The following is a 22268-nucleotide window of genomic DNA, read 5'->3' as shown; positions in this document are numbered from 1 at the left end:
GAGGCCTGCCTGACCCGCCATGAAACACGTACGTGGCAGGGCCAGACCCAAAGACAAATCAGTGGCAGGTGTTTTGTTGAAACAATTGTTGAAGGTGTTGCGAGTCACGGGGCGCGCGGACCGGCAGGCCGCCGCGGACGCTCCTCCGGTTCCGCCGGCGGGGTCGATGAGCGCCACGTAGCCCTCCTATTAGAAGGGCTCGGGTCCTCTCGGTGAGATACGCCACGAGCCGAGTGTCCCCTGGTGGAACACTTGAACCGCACCCGGGACTTTGTGGCCGGATTGTCGTAGTTACCACCCCGATCCGGTCGCTGGATCCCCGTTCCAAATCAGGAGCCTCCCGATGAAGACCCCCGTTCGTGTCGCCGTTACCGGTGCTGCCGGTCAGATCGGCTATTCGCTCGTCTTTCGCATCGCCTCTGGCGAGATGCTGGGCAAGGACCAGCCGGTCATCCTGCAGATGCTCGAGCTGCCCGTGGACAAGGCCCAGGCCGCGCTCAAGGGCGTGATGATGGAGCTGGAGGACTGTGCCTTCCCGCTGCTCGCCGGCATGGTCGGCACGGACGACCCGAAGGTCGCGTTCAAGGACGCGGACATCGCCCTGCTGGTCGGCGCGCGGCCCCGCGGTCCGGGCATGGAGCGCAAGGACCTGCTGATGGAGAACGCCAAGATCTTCACCGCCCAGGGCGCCGCGCTGGACGCGGTCGCCAAGCGTGACGTGAAGGTGCTGGTGGTCGGCAACCCGGCCAACACCAACGCGTACATCGCCATGAAGTCGGCGAAGAACCTGGACCCGAAGAACTTCACGGCCATGCTCCGGCTGGACCACAACCGCGCGCTGTCCCAGCTGGCCAAGAAGAGCGGCAAGCCGGTGGGCGACATCCAGAAGCTCGTGGTGTGGGGCAACCACAGCCCGACGATGTACCCGGACTACCGGTTCGCCACCGTCGGCGGCAAGGCGCTCAAGGAGCTCATCAACGACGAGGCGTGGATCCGCGACACGTTCATCCCCACCGTCGCCAAGCGCGGCGCGGCCATCATCGAGGCGCGTGGCCTGTCCTCGGCGGCCTCCGCGGCGAACGCCGCCATCGACCACGTGCGTGACTGGGTGCTCGGCACCAACGGCGCGTGGGTCACCATGGGCATCCCGTCGGACGGCAGCTACGGCATTCCCAAGGACGTGATGTACGGCTTCCCCGTCACCTGCAAGGGCGGCAAGTACGAGATCGTCCAGGGCCTGGACATCGACGAGTTCAGCCGCGAGCGGATGAACAAGACGCTGGCCGAGCTCGAGGAAGAGCGCGCCGCCGTCGCCAGCCTGCTGAGCTGAGCCCCACGCGGCCAGGCGGCGCCCCGGGACGCTTCCGGAGCTGGCGCCGCCCGGCCGTGCGTCGTGGACGCTACTTCCCGCCGGCCGCGAGTGCCTCCAGCCGGGCGGCGGTGCGCTGGGCCCCCATCATCCGCGCGGCCTGCAGCGCCGTGGCCCCGCCCGCGTCCGCGTGGGTGTGTGAGGCGCCGCGCGCCAGGAACAGCTCCACCATCTCCAGCCGGTCGAACATGGCCGCGTACATGAGCGGCGTGCGCCCGTCCGGCCCTGCCCCGTCCACCAGCGCGCCGCGCTCCAGCAGCAGCTCCGCCAGGGGCATGCTGCCCTTGAAGGCCACGCCCGCGAGCGGCGTCTGCCCCTTGTCGTTGGGCTGCTCCGGGTCCGCGCCGCGCTCCAGCAGCAGCCGCGCCGCGTCCTGGTGGCCGTGGTAGCAGGCGAGCATCAGCAGCGTGTCCCCGTTCTCGTTGGAGAGGTTGGGCGACACCCCGGAGTCCAGCAGCGAGGTGAGCGCGGCCACGTCCCCCGTGCGGGCGTGTCCGAAGGCGCTGCGCGCCCGCTCGAGGGCGGACTTGAAGTCGGGGGGAGGCTTCGGAGCGTCGGAGCTCATGTCGGTGACTCCAGCAGGAGGAACGAAGAGAGGGTACGACGCAGGCGCGTGGACGTGCTACCCCAGCGTCATGACCCCTCCCCGCCGACCCGCTGCCCCCCAGGAAGGAGCGCCCCCCGCCATGCCGTCCGGAGTGGCTCCAAGCGCCGCGTTCACCTGGCACTCGGAGAGTGGCGAGCCCCCGCCCGCGCGCCTGGCCCCCGTGGATGACCGGCTCAAGGCCGACACCGCGCTCAAGCGCGTCCGCCGCGGCGAGTTCCTCCTGTACACGGGCGACTTCAACAACGCGAAGCAGCTGCTCAGCGCGATAGGCCGGAGGCTCGCCCACCCCGCGACTGCGCGCTCACCGCTGGAGGCGTTCCGGGCGGAGCGGCGGGCCCGGCAGCTCGAGCACGAGACGCTGTCCCGCATCGTGGTCGCGCTCGACGCCGACTACAAACTCGGCCTCTCTCGGGCGCCGGAAGTGGCCCAGGCCTGCCGTCAGGTGTGGGGCGAGCCCGTGGCCGCCACCACCGTCGTCCCCCTCAAACAGCTCCTCGGCATGCTCGGGGCCGCGGAGTGGCGGCGCAAGGGCCTGGCCGTGCCTGGCCTCACGGGTCAGCTCCATCCGCACTACGGCGTCTACCTGCCGACCCGCACGGACTACGTGGAGCTGCTGCTGGCCGTCCCCGACGTGAAGGGCAAGCGCATCTTCGACGTGGGCACCGGGACGGGAGTGCTGTCGTTCCTCCTCCTGCAGCGCGGCGCGGCCTCCGCGTCGGCCACCGACTGCGACTCGCGGGCCGTGGCCTGTGCGCGGGAGAACGCGGAGCGGCTGGGCCTCGCGAAGCGCTTCCAGGTGACGGAGGCGGACCTCTTCCCGGAGGGGAAGGCGGACCTCGTGGTCTGCAACCCGCCGTGGATTCCCGAGCCGCCCAAGAACCGGGTGGACCGCGCGGTGTTCGACGAGGACAGCCGCTTCCTGCTGCGCTTCCTGGAAGGGCTCCCCGCGGCGCTCGCCCCGGGTGGCGAGGGGCTGCTCATCCTGTCCGACCTCGCGGTGCTGCTGGGCCTGCGCCCGTCCGGGTGGCTGGAGGAGCAGTTCACGCGGTGCGGGCTGAAGGTGAAGTGGGCCCGCTCGACGCCCGCGCGGCACTCGAAGGCCCAGGACAAGTCGGACCCGCTGCACGCCGCCCGCTCGCGGGAGGTCACCACCCTCTACTGCCTGGTGCCAGCCACTTCCACGTAGGCCGCGGGCCCGGCGGCCTCCCCACGCGAGGAGGCCGCCAGCGGCCGGACTACGGGCAGTCCACCGGGCAGACCGACGTCGTCTCCCACGGCTGGCAGATGCTGTCGCCGCACGACGAGTTGAGGAACGTCTCAATCACGGCCTTGCGGTGCGGCAGGAACACGGCGTTGAGCGCGGGCGAGATGCGGAAGCGCGGCCCGAAGGGACCTGGGTCGAGCTGCTCCTCCACGTGGGCGAAGCCCAGGGACGGTGGCCAGATGATGCCGCCGCCCAGGTTGGCGCCGTTGCTGAACTGGTGGCAGCCGGCGCAGGAGAGCGCCAGCGAGCGGGCCACCACCTCGTCGGGCGTCAGCGTGCTGCCGAGGAACGTCAGCTCGGTCTGGATGTTGTTGCGGAAGATGCTGGGGCCGGGGGTGAACTGGAAGAGGTACTGGTTCTCCGGGCCCTGCGCGTTGCTCTGGCCGCTGTTGGACGCGTTCGAGATGGCCATGTTGAACAGGTTGATGTCGTTGACGGCCAGGCTCGGCACCTGCGACGGCAGCTCCACGTTCTGGAAGTTGAACGTCAGCGGGTGGGTGGAGGCGGGGTTGAAGAGCGTCCCGCCCGGGTTGGTCTTCACCGTCACCGGGTTGAAGGTCAGGGCACAGGGCACGGAGCCGCACATGGTGCGCTTCACCTGGAACTCGCGCAGCGTCCACGGCGGCTGCATGAACTGGTTGCTGCGCACCTGTCCGGTGGCCGGCGGGCCCACGCGGTTGCCGTAGTTGTCGATGTGGATGACGGGCATGAAGCCCGTCAGGCCCGTGAAGTAGAAGTTCTGCAGCATCGTCGCGCGGGTGGCGGGGTTGGGTGTGGCGGTCAGCTGCGCCCAGAACTTCGCCACCGCCGTGCAGCCCGCGAGCCCGGCGCCCGGGGTGGGGTTGGGCAGCACCGCCTCGAAGATGATGAGGTTGCGCTGGCCCGGGTTGGTGAAGCCGGAGCGCTTCCCGAAGATGATGCGGTACTCGCCGCAGTCATCACCGGTGAGCGGCGCCAGGTCGAAGCGGTTGATGAGCGCGAGGGCCACGTACTCATCCGGGTTCACCCCCGGGTTGATGAAGGGATTGACGCCGGCCTGGGCGCCCTCGGCGCGCGGACATTGATACGGGAAGCCGTTGAACGTCGGCGTACACGAGGGCGGGTTCGCCGTGCTCCACCACTGGTTGAAGAGCGCCAGCGGCGTGAGCCCCGCGACCGCGGACTGGCTGACGAGCTGGTTCATCACCTTCTGGAACAGGAACGTCTTCACGATGACGTCATCGGTGACGATGAGCGACATCCGCGGGTCCACGGTGACGGCCTGCGCCGAGGGACCTCGCGGCGGCAGCTCCACGGCGCCGATGCCGCGACGCTCGGGGTGCGCCGCGGGCTGCGCGGTCACCACTTCCGGTGGTGCCGCGGGGGAATGGGCCTCGGGGGAGACGTCGCCACAGCCAGCCCCCAGGACCCACGCGATGCCCCCCAGCGCGAGACGCCAGGGGAGGTGCTTCTTCTCGTTCACTCGATTCACGCGTGACCTCTGACCGCGCGGAAGGGCCGCGCCCCCCTGCCGGAGGATGGACGCCCGGACCCACCACCGCCCGAGGCTCGGAATCGGCAGGTAATTCCGCGAATTCAGAACTGTACGATATTCACCACTCGTAAAGCCAGACGCGCGGAGACACTCCTGACACACGAGACACGCTGTCTCGACTCGAAGTTGGTGGCCGCCTACATCGGTCCACCTTCAATCGGGTTGCGCTTGAGCCTAGCGTTGGGGGTCACAACGACACGCGGCTTCGGAGCTGGACGGTGGGCCGGCCGCTCCTCGCTACCGGGGCCCGTGCAACACGGGAGAGCAACGTGTCAAACGAAGTCATCGGTCAGGAGGTCCGCGCCATCATTGCGGGCACCCTCAGACGTCCGCTGGAGCAGGTGCCCCTCACCGCCTCGCTGGAGGGCGGGCTCGGCATCGACTCCATGGCGATGATCGAGATCAACATCGGCCTGGAGGAGCGCTTCCGCTTCGCCATGCCGGAGATGGCGTCCCCCTCCGAGGCCAACCTCAAGACGGTGGAGGACCTGGCGCGCTTCGTCGCCCGGCAGTTGGAGCTCCAGAAGGTGAGCGTTCCATGACTGCGCCCGCCCTGGAGCTGAGACACCCGGACGAGCGCGCCGCCGCACAGCGCACGCCGGAGGAACAGCGGGCCCACGAGGCGCGCGAGGTCGCCCAGCACTACGAGCACCACCCGGAGATCTTCAGCCTGGTGCTCGACCAGCGGCTGGCCTACTCCACCGGCGTCTTCGCGTCCCCGGAGGAGGACCTGGAGACGGGCCAGGCGCGCAAGTTCGCCCGCGTGGCGGCCAAGCTGAACATCCAGCCCGGGGAGAAGGTGCTGGACGTGGGCTGCGGCTGGGGGAGCCTGCTCCTCTACCTCGCGCAGCACACGCAGGGGGACTTCCACGGCATCACCCTGAGCGGGAAGCAGCGCGAGGTGGCGCTCCAGCGCGCGAAGGACTGGGGCGTGGCGGACCGCGTGCGGGTGGACCTGACGCACGTGGAGGAGCTGGCGCCCGCGCCGGAGAGCTACGACGTGGTGCTCTTCTCCGGAAGCATCGTCCACATGCACAACCGGGAGGCCATCCACCAGCTCGTCGCGCGCACGCTGAAGCCGGGCGGCCGGCTGTTCATCTCCGACTGCTACTTCCCGGAGCAGTCGCGAGGAGACCGGGACAGCAGCGCCACGCGCTACATCTTCGTCACCGCGATGGGCTACTGCCGGCTGCTCAGCCTGTCCGAGGAGCTGGGCCTCATCGGGCGCGCGGGGCTGGACATCCTGCACGTGGAGGACCTGTCCAGCTCGTACGTGCAGACGCTGGGGCACTGGATCGACAACGTGCGGAAGAACCGCGACCGCATCGAGGCGCTGGCGCCGGGCTTCGCGCGGGTGCTGCAGGGCTACATGACGGTGGCGAAGCTGTCCTTCGCGCGGCGCACGGCGCTGGAGTACATGCTCCTGGCCACCAAGGGCCCGCCGAAGGTGCACGTGGCCGGCTGGCCCATCCCGGGGGACGCGAAGTGAACGGCGCGAGGACCCTGGCCGGGCTGCTGAGTGCCCGGGCCGAGGCTCGCCCCGACACGCTGGCCCTCCGCTACAAGACGGCGGAGGGCTGGGTGTCGCGCACCTGGAGCGAGACGTGGGAGGAGGCCCGGGCCGTGGCCGCCACGCTCCACTCCCGGGGCGTGCGCCCCGGGGACGGGGTGATGCTGCTGGTGCCGGAGGTGCACGCCGCCGTCAGCACCCTGTTCGGGGTGTGGGCGCTGGGCGCGGTGCCGAGCATCCTGGGCGTGCCCTACCGGCTGTCGGACCTGGACGCGTACCTGGCGCAGCTGCGGAGCACGGCGCGCAAGCTGGACGCGCGCGCGCTGGTGCTGTCCGGCGCGCTGGCGGACCTGGCGGCTCCGGACGGGGACACGCGGCTCATCGTCGCCGACACGCTGGTGGAGGAAGGCCGGGGTGCGCCGTTCCAGCCCGAGCCTGAGGCAGCGCCGGGCCCCTGCCTAGTGCAGCTCACCAGCGGCAGCACCAGCCATCCGCGCGGCGTGGTGCTGTCACATGACCGGGTGATGCTGCACATGGCGGCGATGAGCGAGGCGCTCCCCTCCCCCGCCCACGCGGTGGCGGTGTCCTGGCTGCCGCTGCACCACGACATGGGGCTGCTGGGTGGGTTGCTGTTCCCGCTCTTCAACGACTTCCCGGCGCACCTGATGTCGCCGCTGGACTTCCGGCAGCGGCCCTTCTCGTGGCTGGAGGCGATGAGCGAGACACGGGCCACCATCTGCGCGGCGCCACCTTCCGCGTATGCCCTCTGCCTGCAGCTGGCGAACCGGGCGAGGGAGGCGGGGCTGGACCTGAGCGCCTGGGAGGTGGCGATGATTGGCGCGGAGCCCGTCTCTCCGGAGCTGCTGCGGCGCTTCTCGGACGGCTTCGCGCCGTGCGGGTTCCGGCCGGAGGCCTTCTTCCCCGTGTACGGCCTGGCCGAGGCCACGGTGGCGGTGACCTTCCCGGAGAAGCTGGCGCCCACCGTGGTGGACCGGGTGGACCGGGCCACCCTGGAGCGCGAGGGCCGCGCGGTGCCGTCCGCGGCTGACATGGGGGCGCTGGAGCTGACGGGCGTGGGCCGGCCGATTCCGTACACCGAGGTGCGCCTCGTGGACGCGGAGGACCTGCCCGTCCCTGATCGGACCCAGGGCGAGGTCCTGGTGCGCTCCGCGACGCTGATGCGGGGCTATCACGGCGAGCCGGAGCTGACGGCATCCGTCCTCCACGAGGGCTGGCTGCGCACGGGAGACCTGGGCTACCGGGCGGACGGGACGCTCTTCATCACCGGGCGGAAGAAGGAGCTCATCATCAAGGGGGGGCACAACCTGATTCCGTCCATCCTCGAGGAGCTCGCCTCCGAGGTATACGGCGTCCGGCCCGGCTGCGTGGCGGCGGTCGGCGTGCGCTCCGAGCACCGGCACACGGAGCTGGCGTACGTGCTGGCGGAGACGAAGCTGGAGCCGGCGGAGCACGGCGTGCTGGGTGAGCGCATCCGGGAGCGGCTGCGCGCGCACGGCATCGCCATCGACCACGTGCTGCTCGTGCCGCCGGGCACGCTGCCCAAGACGACCAGCGGGAAGCTGAAGCGCCGGGCCATCTCGCAGGCCATTGCCTCCGGGCAGCTCACCGGCACGCTGGCGTGAGCACCGGGCGCTGAGCACGGCCTCCGGGGACACCGCCCCGGGGGCCGTCGTCAGCCGGTGCGCGGCAGGGCCGCCTCGACGATGCGGTGGCAGGCCACCGCTGCCGCCAGCGCCGCGTCGTGCGTGTCCTCCAGCGGGCCCATGGGCGGGTGGAGGGTGACGTGGACCGCGCCTCCCCGAAACGGAACCGTGCGGTGTGGAGGCAGGATGTCGAACGTGCCGGTGAGGGTGACGGGCACCACGCGCACGCCCCCGCGCGCGGCGATGTGGAAGGCGCTGTTGTAGAACGGCCGCATCCGCCCATCCGGGCTGTAGTCGCCCTCCGGGAAGAAGACGACGGACGCGCGCCGCGCCACCTTCCGCTGGGCCTGCTGGAGCCCGGGCAGCGAGTCGCGGATGCTGTGCCGGTCCACGGAGATGTGACCGAACAGGCGCATGCCCCACCCGATGAGCGGAATCCGGAAGGCGTTGCGCCGGGCGACCATGCGCACGGAGGTGAGCGGCTGGAGCACGGCCACCATCACCGCCGCGTCCAGCAGGCTCTGGTGATTGGCGACGATGACGTAGCGCTCGTCCCGCGAGACGTGCTCCGCGCCCCGCACCACCAGCCGTATCCCGAGCAGCGCCAGGATGCCGCGTGCCCAGAGGATGGAGCACACGTCGTGTACGCGCTGCTGGCGGTCGAACGGCAGCGCCACCAACGCCACGGGGATGAAGACCCCCAGCGAGAGCATGGACCAGCTCGCGGCCAGCGCCGTTCTCAGGAGCTGGACGGCGCGATGGGGAACGCTCTCGGACATGGACGCATCATGCGACGTCCGGCCTCCTACGCTCCACAGGTCCGGGACTTCATTGACTTGCGAAGGTGGAAGCCCCCACGCTCCCGGCTCTTGACGACTCGAGGGCCCATGTCCTTCACGGTGACTCATATCGGCACAGCGACGCTGCTCCTCGAAGTCGGCTCGCTCCGCCTGCTGACCGACCCCGCGTTCGACCCTCCGGGACGCACGTATGGCTTCGGCTGGGGCACGAGTTCGCGGCGCACGTCAGGCCCGGCCCTCCCGGTAGAGCGCCTGGGCCGCATCGACGCGGTGCTCCTCTCGCATGACCACCACGCCGACAACCTCGACGATGCCGGACGCGCGCTCCTGCCCCAGGCACCCCGGGTGGTGACGACCCGTGCGGGAGCGCGCCGGCTGGGCCACCCGGGCGCGGTGGGACTCCGCCCCTTCGAGACGACGACGGTGGGAGACCTGCGCATCACCGCCACGCCCGCGCGCCATGGCCCTCCGGGCTCACTGCCCGTCGCCGGGCATGTGGTGGGCTTCATGCTGGAGGGCGAGGCCCTTCCCGGCCCTGTCTACATCTCCGGCGACACGGTCTGGTTCGACGGAGTCGCGGAGGTGTCCCGGAGGTTCCGCGTCCACACGGCTTTCCTCCATCTGGGGAGCGTCGCGTTCCCGCTCACCGGCCCCCTTCGCTACACCTTCAACGCGAAGGAGGCGGTGCAGGCCGCGCAGGCGCTGGCAGCCCGCTGCATCATCCCGGTGCACTACGACGGGTGGACGCACTTCCGCCAGGGCCCCGACGAAGCCAGGAAGGCGTTCTCCCAGGCAGGGCTCGCGGACCGGGTGACTTGGCTCACTCCCGGTGAACGCACACCGCTCGCCTGATGCGTAGACTCGGGAGGGCCAGGACAAGCCGCGCCAGGCGGTCATCTGCATCCGGGTCATCCGCGAGCTCCAGGTCGGCTGGATGCGCACCGGGCGGACGCGATACCCCCTCCTGAAGTCCCGCGCTCAGCCGTCTCCGCGAAGTGCCTCGTGGGGCGGCACGCGCAGGGCGCGGCGGGCGGGTAGCCAGCTCGCGAGCAGCGCCACCGTCCCCAGCAGCGCGGGCACCACGACGAACGTGAAGGCGTCGAACTCGCCCACGCCGTGGAGCATGCCGGACAGGCTCCGCGCGAGCACCCCAGCGCCCACCAGGCCCAGGGCCACGCCCACCGCCGCGAGCCGCAGGCCCTGTCCCACCACCAGTCGCACCAACTGCGCGTCCGTGGCGCCCAGCGCGATGCGGATGCCCAGCTCCCGGGTGCGCTGGCTCACCGAGTAGGCCAGCACTCCGTACAGCCCGACTCCCGCCAGCACGAGTCCCAGCACGGCCAGGGCCGACAGCAGCAGGCCCAGCACCCGGGTGTTGCCCATGCTCCCCTCCACCACCTCCACCATGGAGCGGACCTGGGTCAGCGGCAGGTCGGGGTCCACCGCCCGGAGCTGCTCGCGCAGCGCGGGCGCCAGCGCGGCCGAGTCACCCTCGGTGCGCACGGTCAGCAGCATGTGCATCGCAGAGAACTGGTGCATGGACATGAACACCTCGGCGTCCGGCGCGTCACCCAGGCTGTCGCGGTGCACGTCGCCCACCACGCCGACAATCTCCCGGAAGGGCTCGCCGTCGAGCACCAACTGCATCCGCTGCCCCACCGCGCTGCGACCCGGGAAGTAGCGGCGGGCGAAGGTCTCGTTGACGACCACCACGGGGACCGAGCCCGTCCGGTCGACCGGCCCGATGATCCTCCCGTCCTTCAGGGGAATGCCCATGGTGGCGAAGTAGTCCTCGCTGATGGCGCGGAAGTTGGTGAGCTCCCGCGTCTCCGCCACCGCGGCGGGCTCCCCCGGCAGCAGCACCGACGTCATGCCATTGCGAGGCCAGAGCGGCACCGTGCTGGCCAGGCCCGCGGACTTCACGCCCGGAAGCGCCTGCACGCGCTCCAGCACCGACGTGAGGACGGAAAGGCGGGCCGCGTCCTCGCGGTACTTGTGGGCTGGCAGGGACAGGTCCGCGACGGTGACGCCGCGCGGCTCGAAGCCCAGTGGCACCGTGTGCAGCGCATGGAGGGTGCGCAGCATCAGCCCGGCGCCCACCAACGGGACGAGCGCCAGCGCAACCTGCGCCACCACCAGCACGGCGCGCGCCCCACCCCGCCCCGTGGCGCCCCGGCCTCCGCGCAGCGCTCCCAGCGCGCCCCGTCCATCGGCTTGAGCCGCCCGCAGCGCCGGCACCAGTCCGAACAGGATGCTGGTGGTCAGGGATAGGCTCAGGGCGATGGCCAGGACATGCGGCTCCAGCCGGACGGCTTCCGGGGCCAGCACCTCGCTCGGCATCAGCACGCGCATCAGGTCCATGCCCCACAGCGCCAGCAGCAGGCCCGACGCGCCTCCCGCAAATGCGAGCAGCCCGCTCTCCACCAGGAACTGCCTCATCAGCTGCGCGCGCCCCGCGCCCAGGGCGGCTCGCACCGACACCTCGCGCTCGCGAGCGCTGGCCCGGGCCAGCAGCAGATTCGCCACGTTGGCGCAGGCCACGAGCAGCACCAAAGCCACCACCCCCGCCAGCAGCCAGAGCCTGTCCCTCGCGCCCTCCACCACCTGTGCATGCAGCGGCAGCAGGCGGATGCCCGCGGGCTCCTTCGCATGGGCGGGCTCATTGACCAGGGCCGCGGCCACGCCCTCCAGCTCCGTCCGCGCCTGCTCCACCGACACGCCGGGCCGCAGGCGCCCCACACCTCGCATGAAGATGGACTGGGGCTCCTCTCCGGCGGCGTGGTTCACCGCCAGCGGCTTCCACAGCTGGGCGTCCGGGGCGAACCGGAAGTCGGAGGGCAGCACGCCCACCACCGTGTGGAGCTGTCCGTTGAGGAGCAGCGTGCGCCCGAGGACGTCCTGGCGCCCGCCGAAGCGGCCCTGCCACATCGCGTGGGAGATGAGGACGACGAGGTCCCGTCCGGCCACCTCCGCCTCGGCCCCGAACGCCTGCCCGAGCACGGGCCGCACGCCAAGCAGCGGCAGCAGCCCCGCCGTCACGCGCGCCGCCGTCACCCGCTCCGCCTGCCCATCGCCGGTGAGCGTGACGTCGCGCAGGGACATGCCCTCCAGCGACTGGAAGGAACGGGTCCGCTCACGCCAGGCCTGGAGGGACAGGTACGACACGCCCAGTCGCTCCCGCTGCGGCGTCGACTGGAACAGGCGCACCAGCTGCTCCGGCTCGGGATACGGGAGCGGTCGCAGCAGCACTTGGTACACCACGCTGAAGACGGCCGTGGTGGCGCCAATGGCCAGCGCCAGCGTGGCCACGACCACCAGCGTGAAGGCGAGCTCGCGCCGCATCCGGCGCAGGGAGAGACGGACGTCCTGGAGGAGCTGGGACATGGGGGGGCCGAAGCGAGTGCAACTCTAGCGCCAGTCGAGGGGCGCGACCCGGTGCCCCGGGCTCGGCCCTGGACGCGCGCCCTGGACGCGGAGTCGTGCTCGGACGTGGTACCGACGTATCCCAGAAGCGGACAGCCTGGCAGGGGGCCGTCTCACCTGCCCCCCACGCCTCAATCCTGAGGCTTCGCAGGTGGAAACGTGCGAGTCGCGAGCACCACGTACGCGTAGGCCAGCTCCGTGCACTTCCACCGATGATCGAAGAACCCCCGGAAGCAGGCGTAGGACAGGACTCCGCACCCGATGGCCTCGAGCGGTCGTCCCGCGACGAGCATGAACGGCACGGCGAGCCCGAACATCACCGTGAGACTCCGGAAGAACTTCGAGCTCGCCTCGAGCTGATCCACCTCGGCTCGTGCCGCCGGGGCCTGGAGCTGAAGCACGCCTTTCGACCATTTGAAGGGGCTGAAGAGAGAGCCCGCCAGCTCTGGGCTGAGCTCTTCCATCATCGTCTTCGCGGCCAGGAAGGTCTTGTCCCCCTCCTTCGGCCTCATCCGTCGGCGCCGGATGTCGTAGAGCGGGTCGAGGCTCGATCCAAGCAGGAAGATGATCTGCCCGAGGAGATAGGCCATGAACGCGATACTGACGTTCTGATGCCAGCCCTCGACTCCATTCACGAGGCTCGTGAGCCAGCCTCCTGTCATGCCGAGCAGAAAGAACGTGGCGACGGCTCCAGGCAGCAGTACCGCGAGGAAGTCGATGATGCCGATAAAGAAATCGCTCGGCTTCACTTTCGTCCTCCAGACCCTTGCGAGTCAGGCGACTTCGCGGATTGAGAAGAGCCCTTGTCTGGTACGAGCTCGCGAAGCGTTCTGAACTCGTTCAGCAGCGCTTCCCGCACGATCTTCGCAGCATCGAGCTCATTCGCTAGCAAGCTGTTCCTGGTTTTGAGGAGCTCGATTTCCTTGCCATCGTTGGAGGCGGACCTACTTCTTTCCCATTGAGTGCTTTCCTCTCTTGCCCTGGCCTCGTCGGAGTACCAGACGAACAGCAGCGGCCCCGCCAGCGCGAGCAATGCGGCTCCGAACAGCCACGGAGCAACGCTCTCTGGTGTGGAAGCGTAGGGGGGGCAGGCTGTGACTGACTTGCAGAACAACACCCAGATCGCGAAAGCGAGCGCGCACCCCGGGACGGCGGCAAGGACACCAGGCCATGCACACTTCATGATTTCTTCCCCCACTCGCGGTGTTCCCGGCGCTTCGGAGACCCGACGGGCAACTGTAGCGCCAGAGAGCTCGAACGGCGAGGACGTAGCGCTGGTGCACCGGTGTACACTCGCGCGCGTCTCTCGGAGGCCATCCATGTCCGACACGCAGCCCACGCTCGAACGCCTGCCTCCCGCCGCGCTGACGCTGTTCCGTCTCGCGGGGCTCATCCGCATCGGCGTGTACGGCCTGCTGACCCTGGTCGCCGGCTTCATCCTGTCGCGGACGGACGTGGGCGCGTGGGCGTGGCTCCTCCCCCTGGTGGCGGTGCTGCTCTGCGCCTTCATGCTCATCTGGTATCCGCCACGCGCGCACCAGCGCTGGGGCTGGGCCCTGCGCGAGCATGACCTGCTCATCGCCCACGGCGTCCTGGTGCAGCAGCTCGTGTCCATCCCCGCGGGCCGCATCCAGCATGTGGACGTCCACCAGGGCCCCATCGAGCGGGCGCTCGGCCTGGCCCGGCTCCAGGTCTACACCGCCTCCGGTGGCGGCGCGGACGGCGAGATTCCCGGCCTCGCCCGCGAAACGGCGGATGCCCTGCGCGAGAAGCTCGTGCGGCGTGAGGCCGAAGATGTCGTCTGAGTCCCCGGCGGCCTCACCCCCGGCGCCGGACGAGGTGCCGTGGAAGTCACTCAGCCCGCGTGCCCCCCTCGCGGCCCTGTTTCCCATCCTCGGGCTGGTGGCACGTCCGCTCCTGGGCGCCATCCTGCCCATGTTCTTCGTGCGGGAGCGGGGCCTGCCGCTCTTCGTCTGGGGCATCATCCTCCTGGTGATGGCGGTCAGCGTCGCCGCGCTGCTCTACGACGTGGCCACCCTGCGCTACCGCATGGTGGGCTCCCAGCTGGAGATCCGCTCCGGCCTCTTCTCCAAGACGTCGCGCTTCATCGACGCGGCGCGAGTGCAGAACACGGAGGTCCTCCAGCCCTTCGTCTCGAAGCTGCTCGGCCTGGTGGAGCTCAAGGTGGAGACGGCCTCCGGGCAGAAGGCCGAGGGCCACCTGCGCGGGCTCACGCCCCAGGACGCCCAGGCCCTCATCGACGCGCTGCACTCGGCGCGGGGACGGAACGCCCCCGCGCTCGCGCCGGTGAGCGCCACGGGCGCGCCCCAGGGAGAGGTGCTGGCCCAGATGCGGCTGGGCGACCTGCTCCGCTACGGCGCGACGGCCACCGGCCTGGGCGTGCTCGCCGTGGTGATGGGCGGCATCGGCGAGCTGATGGAGGCCTTCCACCAGCTGCTGCTGCCCTGGATGCAGGCGCGCTGGGAGGCCCTGGCCCGCCCCGGCATGGGCTGGCTCTCCGCCGTCCTGGCCGGAGTCGCCGGGCTGCTCGCCATCTGGCTGGTCAACGTCGTCCTCGCCATCCTCCGCTTCCATGGCTTCCGCCTCGTCGACACCGGGACGCACTTCCGGGCCGCCGGCGGCCTCATCACCCGGCGCCAGGTGACGGTGCGACGCGAGCGCATCCAGCAGGTGGTGCTGGACGAGCCCCTGCTGCGCCGGGGGCTCGGCTTCGGCTCCGTGGAGGTGGAGACCGCCGGCGTCCGTGCCGGCCGCGAGCCCGCCGAGCGCGCCGAGCTGGTGGTGCCCGTGGTCCCCACCGCCCGCCTGGAGGAGCTCGTGCGGCGGCTCATCCCCGGACTGCCGGCCGCGCTGGAGGACCTGCCCCTGCGCCCCGCCCACCCCAAGGCGCTCCTGCGCGCGCGGATCCGCGCCGTGGTGCTCAGCGTCCTGGTGGCCATTCCGGCGACGGTGTTCCTCTGGCCCTGGGGACTGCTCGCCTGGGCGATGCTCCCGCTGCAGCTCGTGGGCGCCTGGTTCGACTGGCGCTTCCAGGGCTGGCTCGTCACGGACACGCACATCGTCGTCCGCCTGGGCTTCTGGCGCAGGCGCACCACGGTGCTGCACCGCTCGCGCATCCAGTCGGTGAAGGCCGTCCAGGGGCCGCTCGAGCGGGGCTACGGAATCGGCCATGTCCAGGTGGCCGTCGCGGGGGCGCAGACCGTCCTGCCCTGCGTGGCCTGGGAGGAAGCCCGGACGCTCCTCGACGCCATCCCACTTCCGAGACACGCCCGGCAGCCGACACAGGGAGTACGGGCGGAGGAAGCGGTGCCGGAAGAAGGCGACGTGCCCGCTCCTGGGACGGAGTCACCGGCTGCAAGCGGCAGCCCCTTCCGCCTATAGTCGTGCAATCACGGGTGACTCGCGCCCGTACGGATGTACGCTCTCCCGCCGCGACGCCTGGACACCCCGCTTCGGCACCACTGGAACCGTGACGGCGCCGACAGGGCCCGGCAAGACGACATGCACACCATGAAGAAGACGCTCTCCCTTGTGACGCTGCTCGCCGCTGGTGCCAGCCAGGCCGCGGGCTTCCAGATCGACACCCACAGTGCGCGCTCCACGGGCATGGGCAACGCGTCCACCGCCGCGCTGGACGACTCGTCGGCCATCTACTCCAACGCCGCCAACATCCTCGGGGTGGAGAAGCTGGACATCACGGTGGGCGACACCGGCATCCTGCCCAGCCTCCGCTTCACCCCGACGGGCGGCGAGTCCCAGGGCCAGAAGCTGACGCTGTCGCCCCCGCCGCATGCGTTCGTCGTCGTCCGGCCGTTCGAGAAATGGGCCTTCGGCGTGGGTGCGTACACGCCGTACGGCGCGCGCAGCCGCTGGGAGGAGGGCTTCGTGGGCCGCTTCAAGGGCCGCGAGTCCAGCCTGGCCACGTACTACATCAACCCCACCGTCGCGTTTCAGCCCCACGAGTACATCCGGATTGGCGCGGGCGTGGACGTGGTGCGCACCACGGTGGAGCTCAAGCGGGCGCTGAACTTCGTGGAGAGCGAGGGCGCCATCCACCTGGGCGGCGCGGCCTGGGGCGTGGGCTTCAACGCGGGCATCCAGGCGGTGCTGCTGCCCAAGGAGCTCACGGTCGGCTTGCACTACCGCAGCGCCGTGTCCACCACGTTCAAGGGCAGCGCGGACTTCCAGAACGTGCCGCTGGAGTTCGAGCGCCGGCTCATCGACCAGCGGGTGGAGGCGGACGTGAAGTTCCCCGCGACGCTGTCGCTCGGCATGGCGTTGACGCCCATGGAGCGGCTGACGCTCGCGCTGGACATCCAGCTGGTGGACTGGGCCAGCTTCCAGTCGCTGACCATCCGCTTCCCGGACAACCCCTCCCTGGACAACCCGGTGGCCAAGCAGTGGGTGGGGAAGGCGAAGTACCACCTGGGCGCGGAGTACGGCGTGACGCCGGAGCTGCAGGTGCGCGCCGGCTTCGTGGCGGACCTGTCACCCAGCCCGCCGGAGACGCTGACGCCGGACCTGCCGGATGCGGACCGCTACAAGTTCTCCGTGGGCGCGGGCTACCGGTTCGGCAACCTGCGGGCGGATGCGGCGTACCAGCTCGTCCTCCTCGCGGACACGGAGAGCACCGCGCCGGGCATCGACGGCACGTACTCCGGCACCGCGCACGTGCTCGGCGTGACGCTGGGCTACTCGCTGTAGCGTCTGGCGGACTCCAGGCGCTCCAGGAGCCTGCGTGCCTCGCGGTAGTCACGGGTGCGCTCTCCCCCGTGAATCCTGCACAGGGCGCTGGCAATCAGCTCCCGTGCCCGCGCGGTTTCGCCCCGCATCTCCAGCAGGACGGCGAGGCTCTTCGCCGCCTTCAGCTCGAGCCAGGAGGCGCCGGAGTCCCGCGCGTGGGCGACGGCCTTCTCCAGCCACTCCAGGACCTCGACCGTGCGGGCTCCACTCGCCTGGAGCAGCTCCCCCTTCAGTCTGTACAGCTCTGGCAGATAGAAGCGGTCCAGGTTCGTTGCCGCGCAGGCGAGCGCCTGGTCGATGCGGGCCAGTCCCCGCTCGAAGTCACCGGTCGCCAGGTGCACGTCCGCCGGCAGTGACAGGTAGTACGTCAGCGGGAGCTGCTGCTGGATGGCCGTGAAGAAGGACAAGCCTTCCTCTATCTCCCGAACTCCCTCCTGGACCGCGCCCAGCTTCGCGTGCGACCAGCCGCTCATCATCCGGCTGCGTGCCAGCCAGAAGGAGAAGCCCTGCTCGAGGCAGATGGCCTTGGAGCGCTCGGAGAACTCGCGGACCTTCTCCGGCTCGCCCAGCAGCAGGTACAGGACACTGGCGTAGTTGCACGCCAGGGCCTGGGCGAGCGGGTCCTCCAGGTGTTCCGCCAGGACGAGCGTCTGCGTCATGAGCACGCGCGCGCGGTCCACCTGCCCTGTCAGCAGGTGCAGCCATTCCAGGAAGACCTGGGCATAGAGCCCGTGGTCATCACCGTAGGTACGCACCAGGGCGGGGTGTAGCTCCGGCGAGTAGTGCTGCAAGGCGCGGTGGAGCTCGATGCGGGCCTCGTCGAACCGCCCCAGGAAGAAGAGCGTGGTGCCATTCGCGCAGAACACAGGCACCTCCCGCAGCGCGCCGGGGTGGGTGCGGACCGCTTCCAGCAACTTCCGGGCATAGGCCTGCGCGGGCTCCCTCCTGCTGGCCGTCAGGTTGACCAGCCACAGGTTGAAGAGGACGGGCACCCGCTCCGGCGGGTTCCCCAGCCGCTCGCACAGGTCGCGGGCACGCATCACGTTCTGCTCCACCTCGGGCGCGCAGTACCCGTGGGTGACCAGCAGGGCACCGCCCTTCGAGGTGCGAAGCTCCAGCTCCAGCTTGTCCCGGCCCGGCGCGGCCTCGAGCACCGACACCAGGGTGAGCGCATGGTCGAAGGCGGCGAGCGCCTCGGCATAGGCCGCCCGCTCCATTGCCTGCTGGCCGGCCCGATGAAGGTAGCGTGCGGCCTTCTCGCCCTGCCCCGCTTCTTCGAGGTGCCGGGCGAACAGCTCCGGGCGACTCTCCACGACCTCGGGGAACTCAAGCTCCAGGGCCTGGGCAATCCGCTCGTGCATCTCCCTGCGCCGCGTCTTGAGGATGGACTCGTACGCGGCCTCCTGGATGAGCACGTGCTTGAACTTGTAGACCTGCAGGGGGCCGGAGGCTTCCTCCATCAGGACCAGCCCGGCCTCCTGGAGCTGATCCAGGTGCCTGCGCAGGAACAACGGCTCCATGGCGGAGACGGCCGACAGCAGGGCATGCGAGAAGCGCCGCCCGATGGCCGAGGCGAGCTGCGCCAGCTCCTTGACCGGACCGAGCCGGTCCAGCCGTGCCACCAGCGAGTCGCGCAACGTGGCGGGGATGGAGAGGAAGCCGAGCGGCCTGGCCGACTCCAGCGTGGCCCGCGTGAGCTCCTCGAGGAACAGCGGGATGCCATCCGCCTTGTCCAGGATCTGCCGGACCAGCGGCTCCGGAAGCTGGCGGCTCCCCGCCATCTCGCTGATGAGCCTGCGCGCCTCCTCGTCGTCGATTCGAGACAGGGGCAAGGCGGTGAAATAGGGCCGATGCTTCCAGGGGACCTGGAACGTGGGGCGGGCCGTGAGGACCGTCAGGATGGGCGCGGAGGAAGCCGCCTCGACGAGCTCGTCCAGGAAATCCAACGTCGAGGCATCCGCCCAGTGCAGGTCTTCGACCACGAGGACCAGGGGCTTCTTTCGTGCCTGAAGCAAGAGCAGGAGCACGAGCAGCCGTCGGGTCTGCTCGCGCAGCTTCCGCGGAGAGAGGTCCACCGGCTCGTGACCGGCGGGAAGGGGAAGCGAGAAGAACGCGGCCATCAGCGGCACGGCCAGCCCGTCCGCGGTGACCTCATGGGTGAGGAACGCCATGAGCTTCTCGAGCTTCTGCTCCTTCGTCGCCCCACGCTCGAAGCCCACCAATGACTGGAACAGCTCCACCATGGGCAGCAGCGCACGTGTCTGCCCATACGGCAGGCACCGGCCGATGAGCGTCTGCGCCTCGCCGTGGACGCGCTGCTCCAGCGTGCGCACCAGGCGGGACTTCCCCACCCCCGCTTCCGCGACGAGCAGCAGCACCTGCCCGACGCCCCGATGGCTGCGCTCGATGCGCTCATGGATGACCGCCAGCTCTTCCTGGCGCCCGACCAGCGGGGAGACCTTCTGCCGCCGCGCTGCCTCGGAGCGCTCGCGAGGCCCCGCCTCCCGGCTCACCCGCAGGACCTCGATTGGCTTCTCGATGCCCTTGAGCGTCTGCAGCCCCATCGACTCCAGGATGAAGCATCCCTCCACGAGCCTTCGGGTCTCTTCGCTGATGACCAGCGTATCCGGCTCCGCCAGCCCTTGCAGCCTCGCGGCGATGTTCGGAGTGCGGCCAATCACCAGCTGCTCGCGCTTCCCCGGCCCGCCCACATCCCCTGCGACACCGACGCCCGTGTGGATTCCGAGCCGCACGGCCAGCGGCAGCGCCAGCAAGAACCGCCCGTTCAATGCCTTGACGGCTTCAATGATCTCCAATCCGGCGGAGACGGCCCTTCGTGCATCATCCTCGTGCGCTTGCGGATAGCCGAAGTAGATGAGCAGTCCATCTCCCAGATACTGGGCGACGTGGCCGTCGTAGCGCGCGATGACCTCCCCCGCGACGCCCTGGTACTTGCGGACGACCTCCCGCAGCTCCTCCGGATCCAACGTGTCCGACAGCTGGGTGGAGCCGACCAGGTCACAGAACAGGACCGTGACCTGCCGGAGCTCCGCATCGGTGCCACGCTCGACCGAGAGGGAGGGCTCGTGGCCGGTGCGCGAAGTGCCTTCGAGCGGCGCGGCGCATTGGCCACAGAAGCGGAAGCCAGGCGGATTCTCTACGCCGCAGTCAGGACAGCCATTCGACAACGGGCTGCCGCAGCCCCCACAGAAGCGCATCCCTTCTGGATTCCAGAACTCACAACGAGAACAACAACAGGCAGCCCGGGCTTGCAAGCAGACCTCCCCTCGACGGGGGATGGGTAGGACAAAGACACGCATGGGGCCGGCACTCGTTTGACGACGTCCCATGATTCAGGTAACGCGCCACGAGTTGCCAACTTCCCCAAAGACTATCAGGAGCTGAATGGAGCTGCCGGGCGGGGGGCTCCATGTCTCATGACGCGCTTTGTCTCGCTCGCTCAGTCACTGCACATCGAATACGGGGAGCGAACCATGACCTGCAATGTACGGGTCATCCGCTCCAACCCCAGGCGCACCAGCGCGCGACGCAGCGCGGGCTCACCCAGGAAGAACTTCCTGAAGACGTCGCGCTCCACCCGCAGCAGCGTGCAGGGCGTCGCCGCCTTCACCGTCGCGCTAGCGGGCCGGCCGCGCAGCAGGGACACCTCTCCGAAGACGGCCCCCTCCTCGAGGTCCGGATAGGGGGTGGTGTGGCCGTCATTGTGGGTGTGGAACACGGCACATCGCCCTCGCAGCAACACGTACAGCGCGGTGCCTGGCTTGCCCCGGGTGAGGAGGAGCTCGCCCTGTTCGACGGCGCAGGGCACGAAGGCGGAGCCGAGCTCCAGCTTCAGCTCCGGTGACAGCTCGGCGAGCAGCGGGGTGTCACGGAAGGCGTCGGCCAGCAGCCGCTCCTGACACGTCATCCGCACCACCGCCTCCTGGATTCCGTGCCGGGCCCCCGCCTCCTCCAGGCCGGCCCGGGAGAACTCCAGCAGCACCGTCCGCTCCACCGCCACCACGCTCGCCGTGCGCCGGCAGTCCGTCACCAGCGCCAGCTCGCCGAAGAAGTCTCCAGTCGACAGCTCCCGCACCGTCGTCCCGGAGCCGGCGTCGGGCTGACGCATCACCGCCACCCTCCCCTCGACGATGACGAACATCGAGTCGCCGATGTCTCCCTCGCGCACCACCGTCCGGCCCGCCGGGTAGAACCGCGTCCACACAGGCATCGATGCCGCCATGGAAAGCCCTCCTGCCGCGGTGACAGGTCTCTCCCCGGAGGCACGCGGGATGCCAGTCGGGGAAGCCGGTTGGGTTCGGGTGAACAAGGCGCGGAGTTGGCGGGCCAGACGCGACATGACCTCTCCCATGGTGGAGCAGTGATGCAGGATGATCGTACGTCTGCCGTTGCCCGCGCGCAGTGAAGCGCTTCACATGCGTGGCAGGCGTTACTCCGCTTCCCGGAACAGCCGCTCCGGTGAGACGAGGGTGATGCGGCCGCCCTCGTAGGCGAGCAGCCCCTCGCGGACGTAGAAGCGCAGCCACTTGTTGGTGCTCTCGCGGGTGAGTCCGCACAGGTTGGCCAGCTCCGTCTGGGTGAGCCGCTGCGGAATCACCACGCCCTCGGAGCCCGTCTGTCCCAGGCTCCGCGCCAGGTCGAGCAGGACACGCACCAGGCGCGCCCGCGCATCCAGGAACGTGGTGTCATGCACCAGCTGCGTGACGTGCCGCACCATCCGGCTCAGCGTGGCCAGCAACCCGAGCGCCACTTTCGGACGCGCATCCAGGAAGTAGCGGAAGTCCTCACGCTGGATGGACAGCAGGTCCGTCTCCTCCCTCGCGACGGCGTCCGTGGAGCGCGGCTCTCCGTCCAGCAACGCCAGCTCTCCGAAGAAGTCTCCCCGGTCCAGCAGCGCCAGGATGACCTCCTTCCCATCCGGCGAGGCGAGGCGGATGGCCACCTCTCCCTTGCGGATGATGTAGAGCGCCGTGCCCACATCCCCCTGGTGGAAGATGACCTCTCCCTTCGCATAGCGCCGGGTGCGCAGGAGCGCGGAGAGGTGCTCGAGGTCCTCGCTGCCGAGCTGCTCGAAGATGGAGACCTGGGCCAGAAGCTGCGAGTAGGACACGGTGGCACCCTCGAACACGCGCGCCGGAGCGTTCCCGCTCCGGCTGTTCTGTCGTCTTATCCGGGCTGGGCAAGTAGCTGCCAGGGTATGAGAGTAAAACGCAACGGGTTGGAATCCATACATCGCCTGTATTCCGTTTCATTTCCTGAGAGTGAGCTGCTTCACAGCCATCCCCCGTGACAGTCCCTACCGTGGTGGCAGA

18 protein-coding genes are annotated in these 22268 nt (G+C 69.9%); 9 read left to right on the top strand and 9 right to left on the bottom strand.

The genetic code is table 11. The features are described 5' to 3' along the window. The first annotated feature begins 343 nt into the window (after positions 1-343). Positions 344-1330 carry a malate dehydrogenase gene (locus tag LXT23_RS46935; RefSeq protein WP_253987070.1) on the top strand — a complete coding sequence of 329 codons (987 nt, stop codon included), beginning with the start codon at positions 344-346 and terminating at the stop codon, positions 1328-1330. 70 nt (positions 1331-1400) lie between these two features. On the opposite strand, the gene LXT23_RS46930 is transcribed toward LXT23_RS46935, so the two are convergent. Next, positions 1401-1934, bottom strand: a complete 534-nt coding sequence (locus LXT23_RS46930; protein ID WP_253987069.1) for an ankyrin repeat domain-containing protein — start codon at positions 1932-1934, stop codon at positions 1401-1403. Positions 1935-2055: 121 nt separating this feature from the next. Between LXT23_RS46930 and LXT23_RS46925 the strand changes: the two genes are divergently transcribed. Then, positions 2056-3162, top strand: coding sequence for a 50S ribosomal protein L11 methyltransferase (locus LXT23_RS46925; RefSeq protein ID WP_253987068.1), 1107 nt, complete (start codon positions 2056-2058; stop codon positions 3160-3162). 49 nt (positions 3163-3211) lie between these two features. Here LXT23_RS46925 and LXT23_RS46920 read toward each other — a convergent pair whose 3' ends face one another. Continuing rightward, a complete protein-coding gene (locus tag LXT23_RS46920) occupies positions 3212-4711 on the bottom strand; it encodes a hypothetical protein (protein ID WP_253987067.1) in 1500 nt (499 codons plus the stop codon). Between the two features lie 332 nt (positions 4712-5043). Here LXT23_RS46920 and LXT23_RS50570 point away from each other — a divergent pair, with 332 nt between their 5' ends. From LXT23_RS50570 to LXT23_RS46905, 3 genes are read left to right on the top strand one after another with little or no spacing between them, the layout of a single operon-like run. Further along, complete coding sequence (locus LXT23_RS50570; protein WP_253987066.1) at positions 5044-5316, top strand: acyl carrier protein; 273 nt, start codon at positions 5044-5046, stop codon at positions 5314-5316. After that, positions 5313-6263 carry an SAM-dependent methyltransferase gene (locus LXT23_RS46910; RefSeq protein WP_253987065.1) on the top strand — a complete coding sequence of 317 codons (951 nt, stop codon included), beginning with the start codon at positions 5313-5315 and terminating at the stop codon, positions 6261-6263. The genes LXT23_RS50570 and LXT23_RS46910 overlap by 4 nt, the downstream gene beginning before the upstream one ends. Beyond that, on the top strand, positions 6260-7927 hold the full coding sequence (locus tag LXT23_RS46905) for an AMP-binding protein (protein ID WP_253987064.1): 1668 nt from the start codon (positions 6260-6262) through the stop codon (positions 7925-7927). Before LXT23_RS46910 ends, LXT23_RS46905 begins: the two co-directional genes overlap by 4 nt. 50 nt (positions 7928-7977) lie before the next feature. Here LXT23_RS46905 and LXT23_RS46900 read toward each other — a convergent pair whose 3' ends face one another. Beyond that, positions 7978-8727 carry a lysophospholipid acyltransferase family protein gene (locus LXT23_RS46900; RefSeq protein ID WP_253987063.1) on the bottom strand — a complete coding sequence of 250 codons (750 nt, stop codon included), beginning with the start codon at positions 8725-8727 and terminating at the stop codon, positions 7978-7980. Positions 8728-8835: 108 nt separating this feature from the next. Between LXT23_RS46900 and LXT23_RS46895 the strand changes: the two genes are divergently transcribed. After that, positions 8836-9600, top strand: coding sequence for an MBL fold metallo-hydrolase (locus tag LXT23_RS46895; protein ID WP_253987062.1), 765 nt, complete (start codon positions 8836-8838; stop codon positions 9598-9600). A gap of 126 nt (positions 9601-9726) precedes the next feature. Here the strand turns inward: LXT23_RS46895 and LXT23_RS46890 are convergent, their stop codons facing one another. The 3 genes from LXT23_RS46890 to LXT23_RS46880 all read right to left on the bottom strand — a co-directional run bounded on the left by LXT23_RS46890 (position 9727) and on the right by LXT23_RS46880 (position 13354). Further along, a complete protein-coding gene (locus tag LXT23_RS46890) occupies positions 9727-12132 on the bottom strand; it encodes an ABC transporter permease (RefSeq protein ID WP_253987061.1) in 2406 nt (801 codons plus the stop codon). A 170-nt stretch (positions 12133-12302) separates the two neighbouring features. Then, a complete protein-coding gene (locus LXT23_RS46885) occupies positions 12303-12920 on the bottom strand; it encodes a hypothetical protein (RefSeq protein WP_253987060.1) in 618 nt (205 codons plus the stop codon). Further along, on the bottom strand, positions 12917-13354 hold the full coding sequence (locus tag LXT23_RS46880; protein ID WP_253987059.1) for a hypothetical protein: 438 nt from the start codon (positions 13352-13354) through the stop codon (positions 12917-12919). Before LXT23_RS46880 ends, LXT23_RS46885 begins: the two co-directional genes overlap by 4 nt. A gap of 136 nt (positions 13355-13490) precedes the next feature. Here LXT23_RS46880 and LXT23_RS46875 point away from each other — a divergent pair, with 136 nt between their 5' ends. The 3 genes from LXT23_RS46875 (at position 13491) to LXT23_RS46865 (ending at position 16896) form a co-directional block, all read left to right on the top strand. Continuing rightward, on the top strand, positions 13491-13976 hold the full coding sequence (locus LXT23_RS46875; RefSeq protein ID WP_253987058.1) for a PH domain-containing protein: 486 nt from the start codon (positions 13491-13493) through the stop codon (positions 13974-13976). Beyond that, entirely contained in the window at positions 13966-15573 is a 1608-nt protein-coding gene (locus LXT23_RS46870; protein ID WP_253987057.1) for a PH domain-containing protein, read from the top strand. Before LXT23_RS46875 ends, LXT23_RS46870 begins: the two co-directional genes overlap by 11 nt. Positions 15574-15702: 129 nt before the next feature. After that, a complete protein-coding gene (locus LXT23_RS46865) occupies positions 15703-16896 on the top strand; it encodes an OmpP1/FadL family transporter (protein ID WP_253987056.1) in 1194 nt (397 codons plus the stop codon). Here the strand turns inward: LXT23_RS46865 and LXT23_RS46860 are convergent. The 3 genes from LXT23_RS46860 to LXT23_RS46850 form a co-directional block, all read right to left on the bottom strand. Beyond that, on the bottom strand, positions 16884-20255 hold the full coding sequence (locus tag LXT23_RS46860) for an AAA family ATPase (RefSeq protein WP_256561865.1): 3372 nt from the start codon (positions 20253-20255) through the stop codon (positions 16884-16886). The two genes, LXT23_RS46865 and LXT23_RS46860, sit on opposite strands and share 13 nt — an antisense overlap. Positions 20256-20395: 140 nt before the next feature. Beyond that, positions 20396-21178 carry a cyclic nucleotide-binding domain-containing protein gene (locus LXT23_RS46855; RefSeq protein ID WP_253987054.1) on the bottom strand — a complete coding sequence of 261 codons (783 nt, stop codon included), beginning with the start codon at positions 21176-21178 and terminating at the stop codon, positions 20396-20398. 207 nt (positions 21179-21385) lie between these two features. After that, positions 21386-22066, bottom strand: a complete 681-nt coding sequence (locus tag LXT23_RS46850; protein ID WP_253987053.1) for a Crp/Fnr family transcriptional regulator — start codon at positions 22064-22066, stop codon at positions 21386-21388. Positions 22067-22268: the final 202 nt, after the last annotated feature.

Origin of the sequence: Pyxidicoccus xibeiensis (assembly GCF_024198175.1) — a bacterium.
Taxonomy (GTDB): domain Bacteria; phylum Myxococcota; class Myxococcia; order Myxococcales; family Myxococcaceae; genus Myxococcus; species Myxococcus xibeiensis.
Note: the sequence above shows the minus strand (reverse complement) of the source record. Positions and strands in the feature narration are given on the sequence as shown.

Bases quoted from the DNA above. Each gene is read 5' to 3' on its own strand.
- LXT23_RS46855 (WP_253987054.1), bottom strand. From the start codon at position 21,178: ATGGCGGCATCGATGCCTGTGTGGACGCGGTTCTACCCGGCGGGCCGG.
- LXT23_RS46890 (WP_253987061.1), bottom strand. From the start codon at position 12,132: ATGTCCCAGCTCCTCCAGGACGTCCGTCTCTCCCTGCGCCGGATGCGG.
- LXT23_RS46900 (WP_253987063.1), bottom strand. From the start codon at position 8,727: ATGTCCGAGAGCGTTCCCCATCGCGCCGTCCAGCTCCTGAGAACGGCG.
- LXT23_RS46935 (WP_253987070.1), top strand. From the start codon at position 344: ATGAAGACCCCCGTTCGTGTCGCCGTTACCGGTGCTGCCGGTCAGATC.
- LXT23_RS46930 (WP_253987069.1), bottom strand. From the start codon at position 1,934: ATGAGCTCCGACGCTCCGAAGCCTCCCCCCGACTTCAAGTCCGCCCTC.
- LXT23_RS46895 (WP_253987062.1), top strand. From the start codon at position 8,836: ATGTCCTTCACGGTGACTCATATCGGCACAGCGACGCTGCTCCTCGAA.
- LXT23_RS46875 (WP_253987058.1), top strand. From the start codon at position 13,491: ATGTCCGACACGCAGCCCACGCTCGAACGCCTGCCTCCCGCCGCGCTG.
- LXT23_RS46925 (WP_253987068.1), top strand. From the start codon at position 2,056: ATGCCGTCCGGAGTGGCTCCAAGCGCCGCGTTCACCTGGCACTCGGAG.
- LXT23_RS46860 (WP_256561865.1), bottom strand. From the start codon at position 20,255: ATGCGTGTCTTTGTCCTACCCATCCCCCGTCGAGGGGAGGTCTGCTTG.
- LXT23_RS46910 (WP_253987065.1), top strand. From the start codon at position 5,313: ATGACTGCGCCCGCCCTGGAGCTGAGACACCCGGACGAGCGCGCCGCC.
- LXT23_RS46880 (WP_253987059.1), bottom strand. From the start codon at position 13,354: ATGAAGTGTGCATGGCCTGGTGTCCTTGCCGCCGTCCCGGGGTGCGCG.
- LXT23_RS46865 (WP_253987056.1), top strand. From the start codon at position 15,703: ATGAAGAAGACGCTCTCCCTTGTGACGCTGCTCGCCGCTGGTGCCAGC.
- LXT23_RS46870 (WP_253987057.1), top strand. From the start codon at position 13,966: ATGTCGTCTGAGTCCCCGGCGGCCTCACCCCCGGCGCCGGACGAGGTG.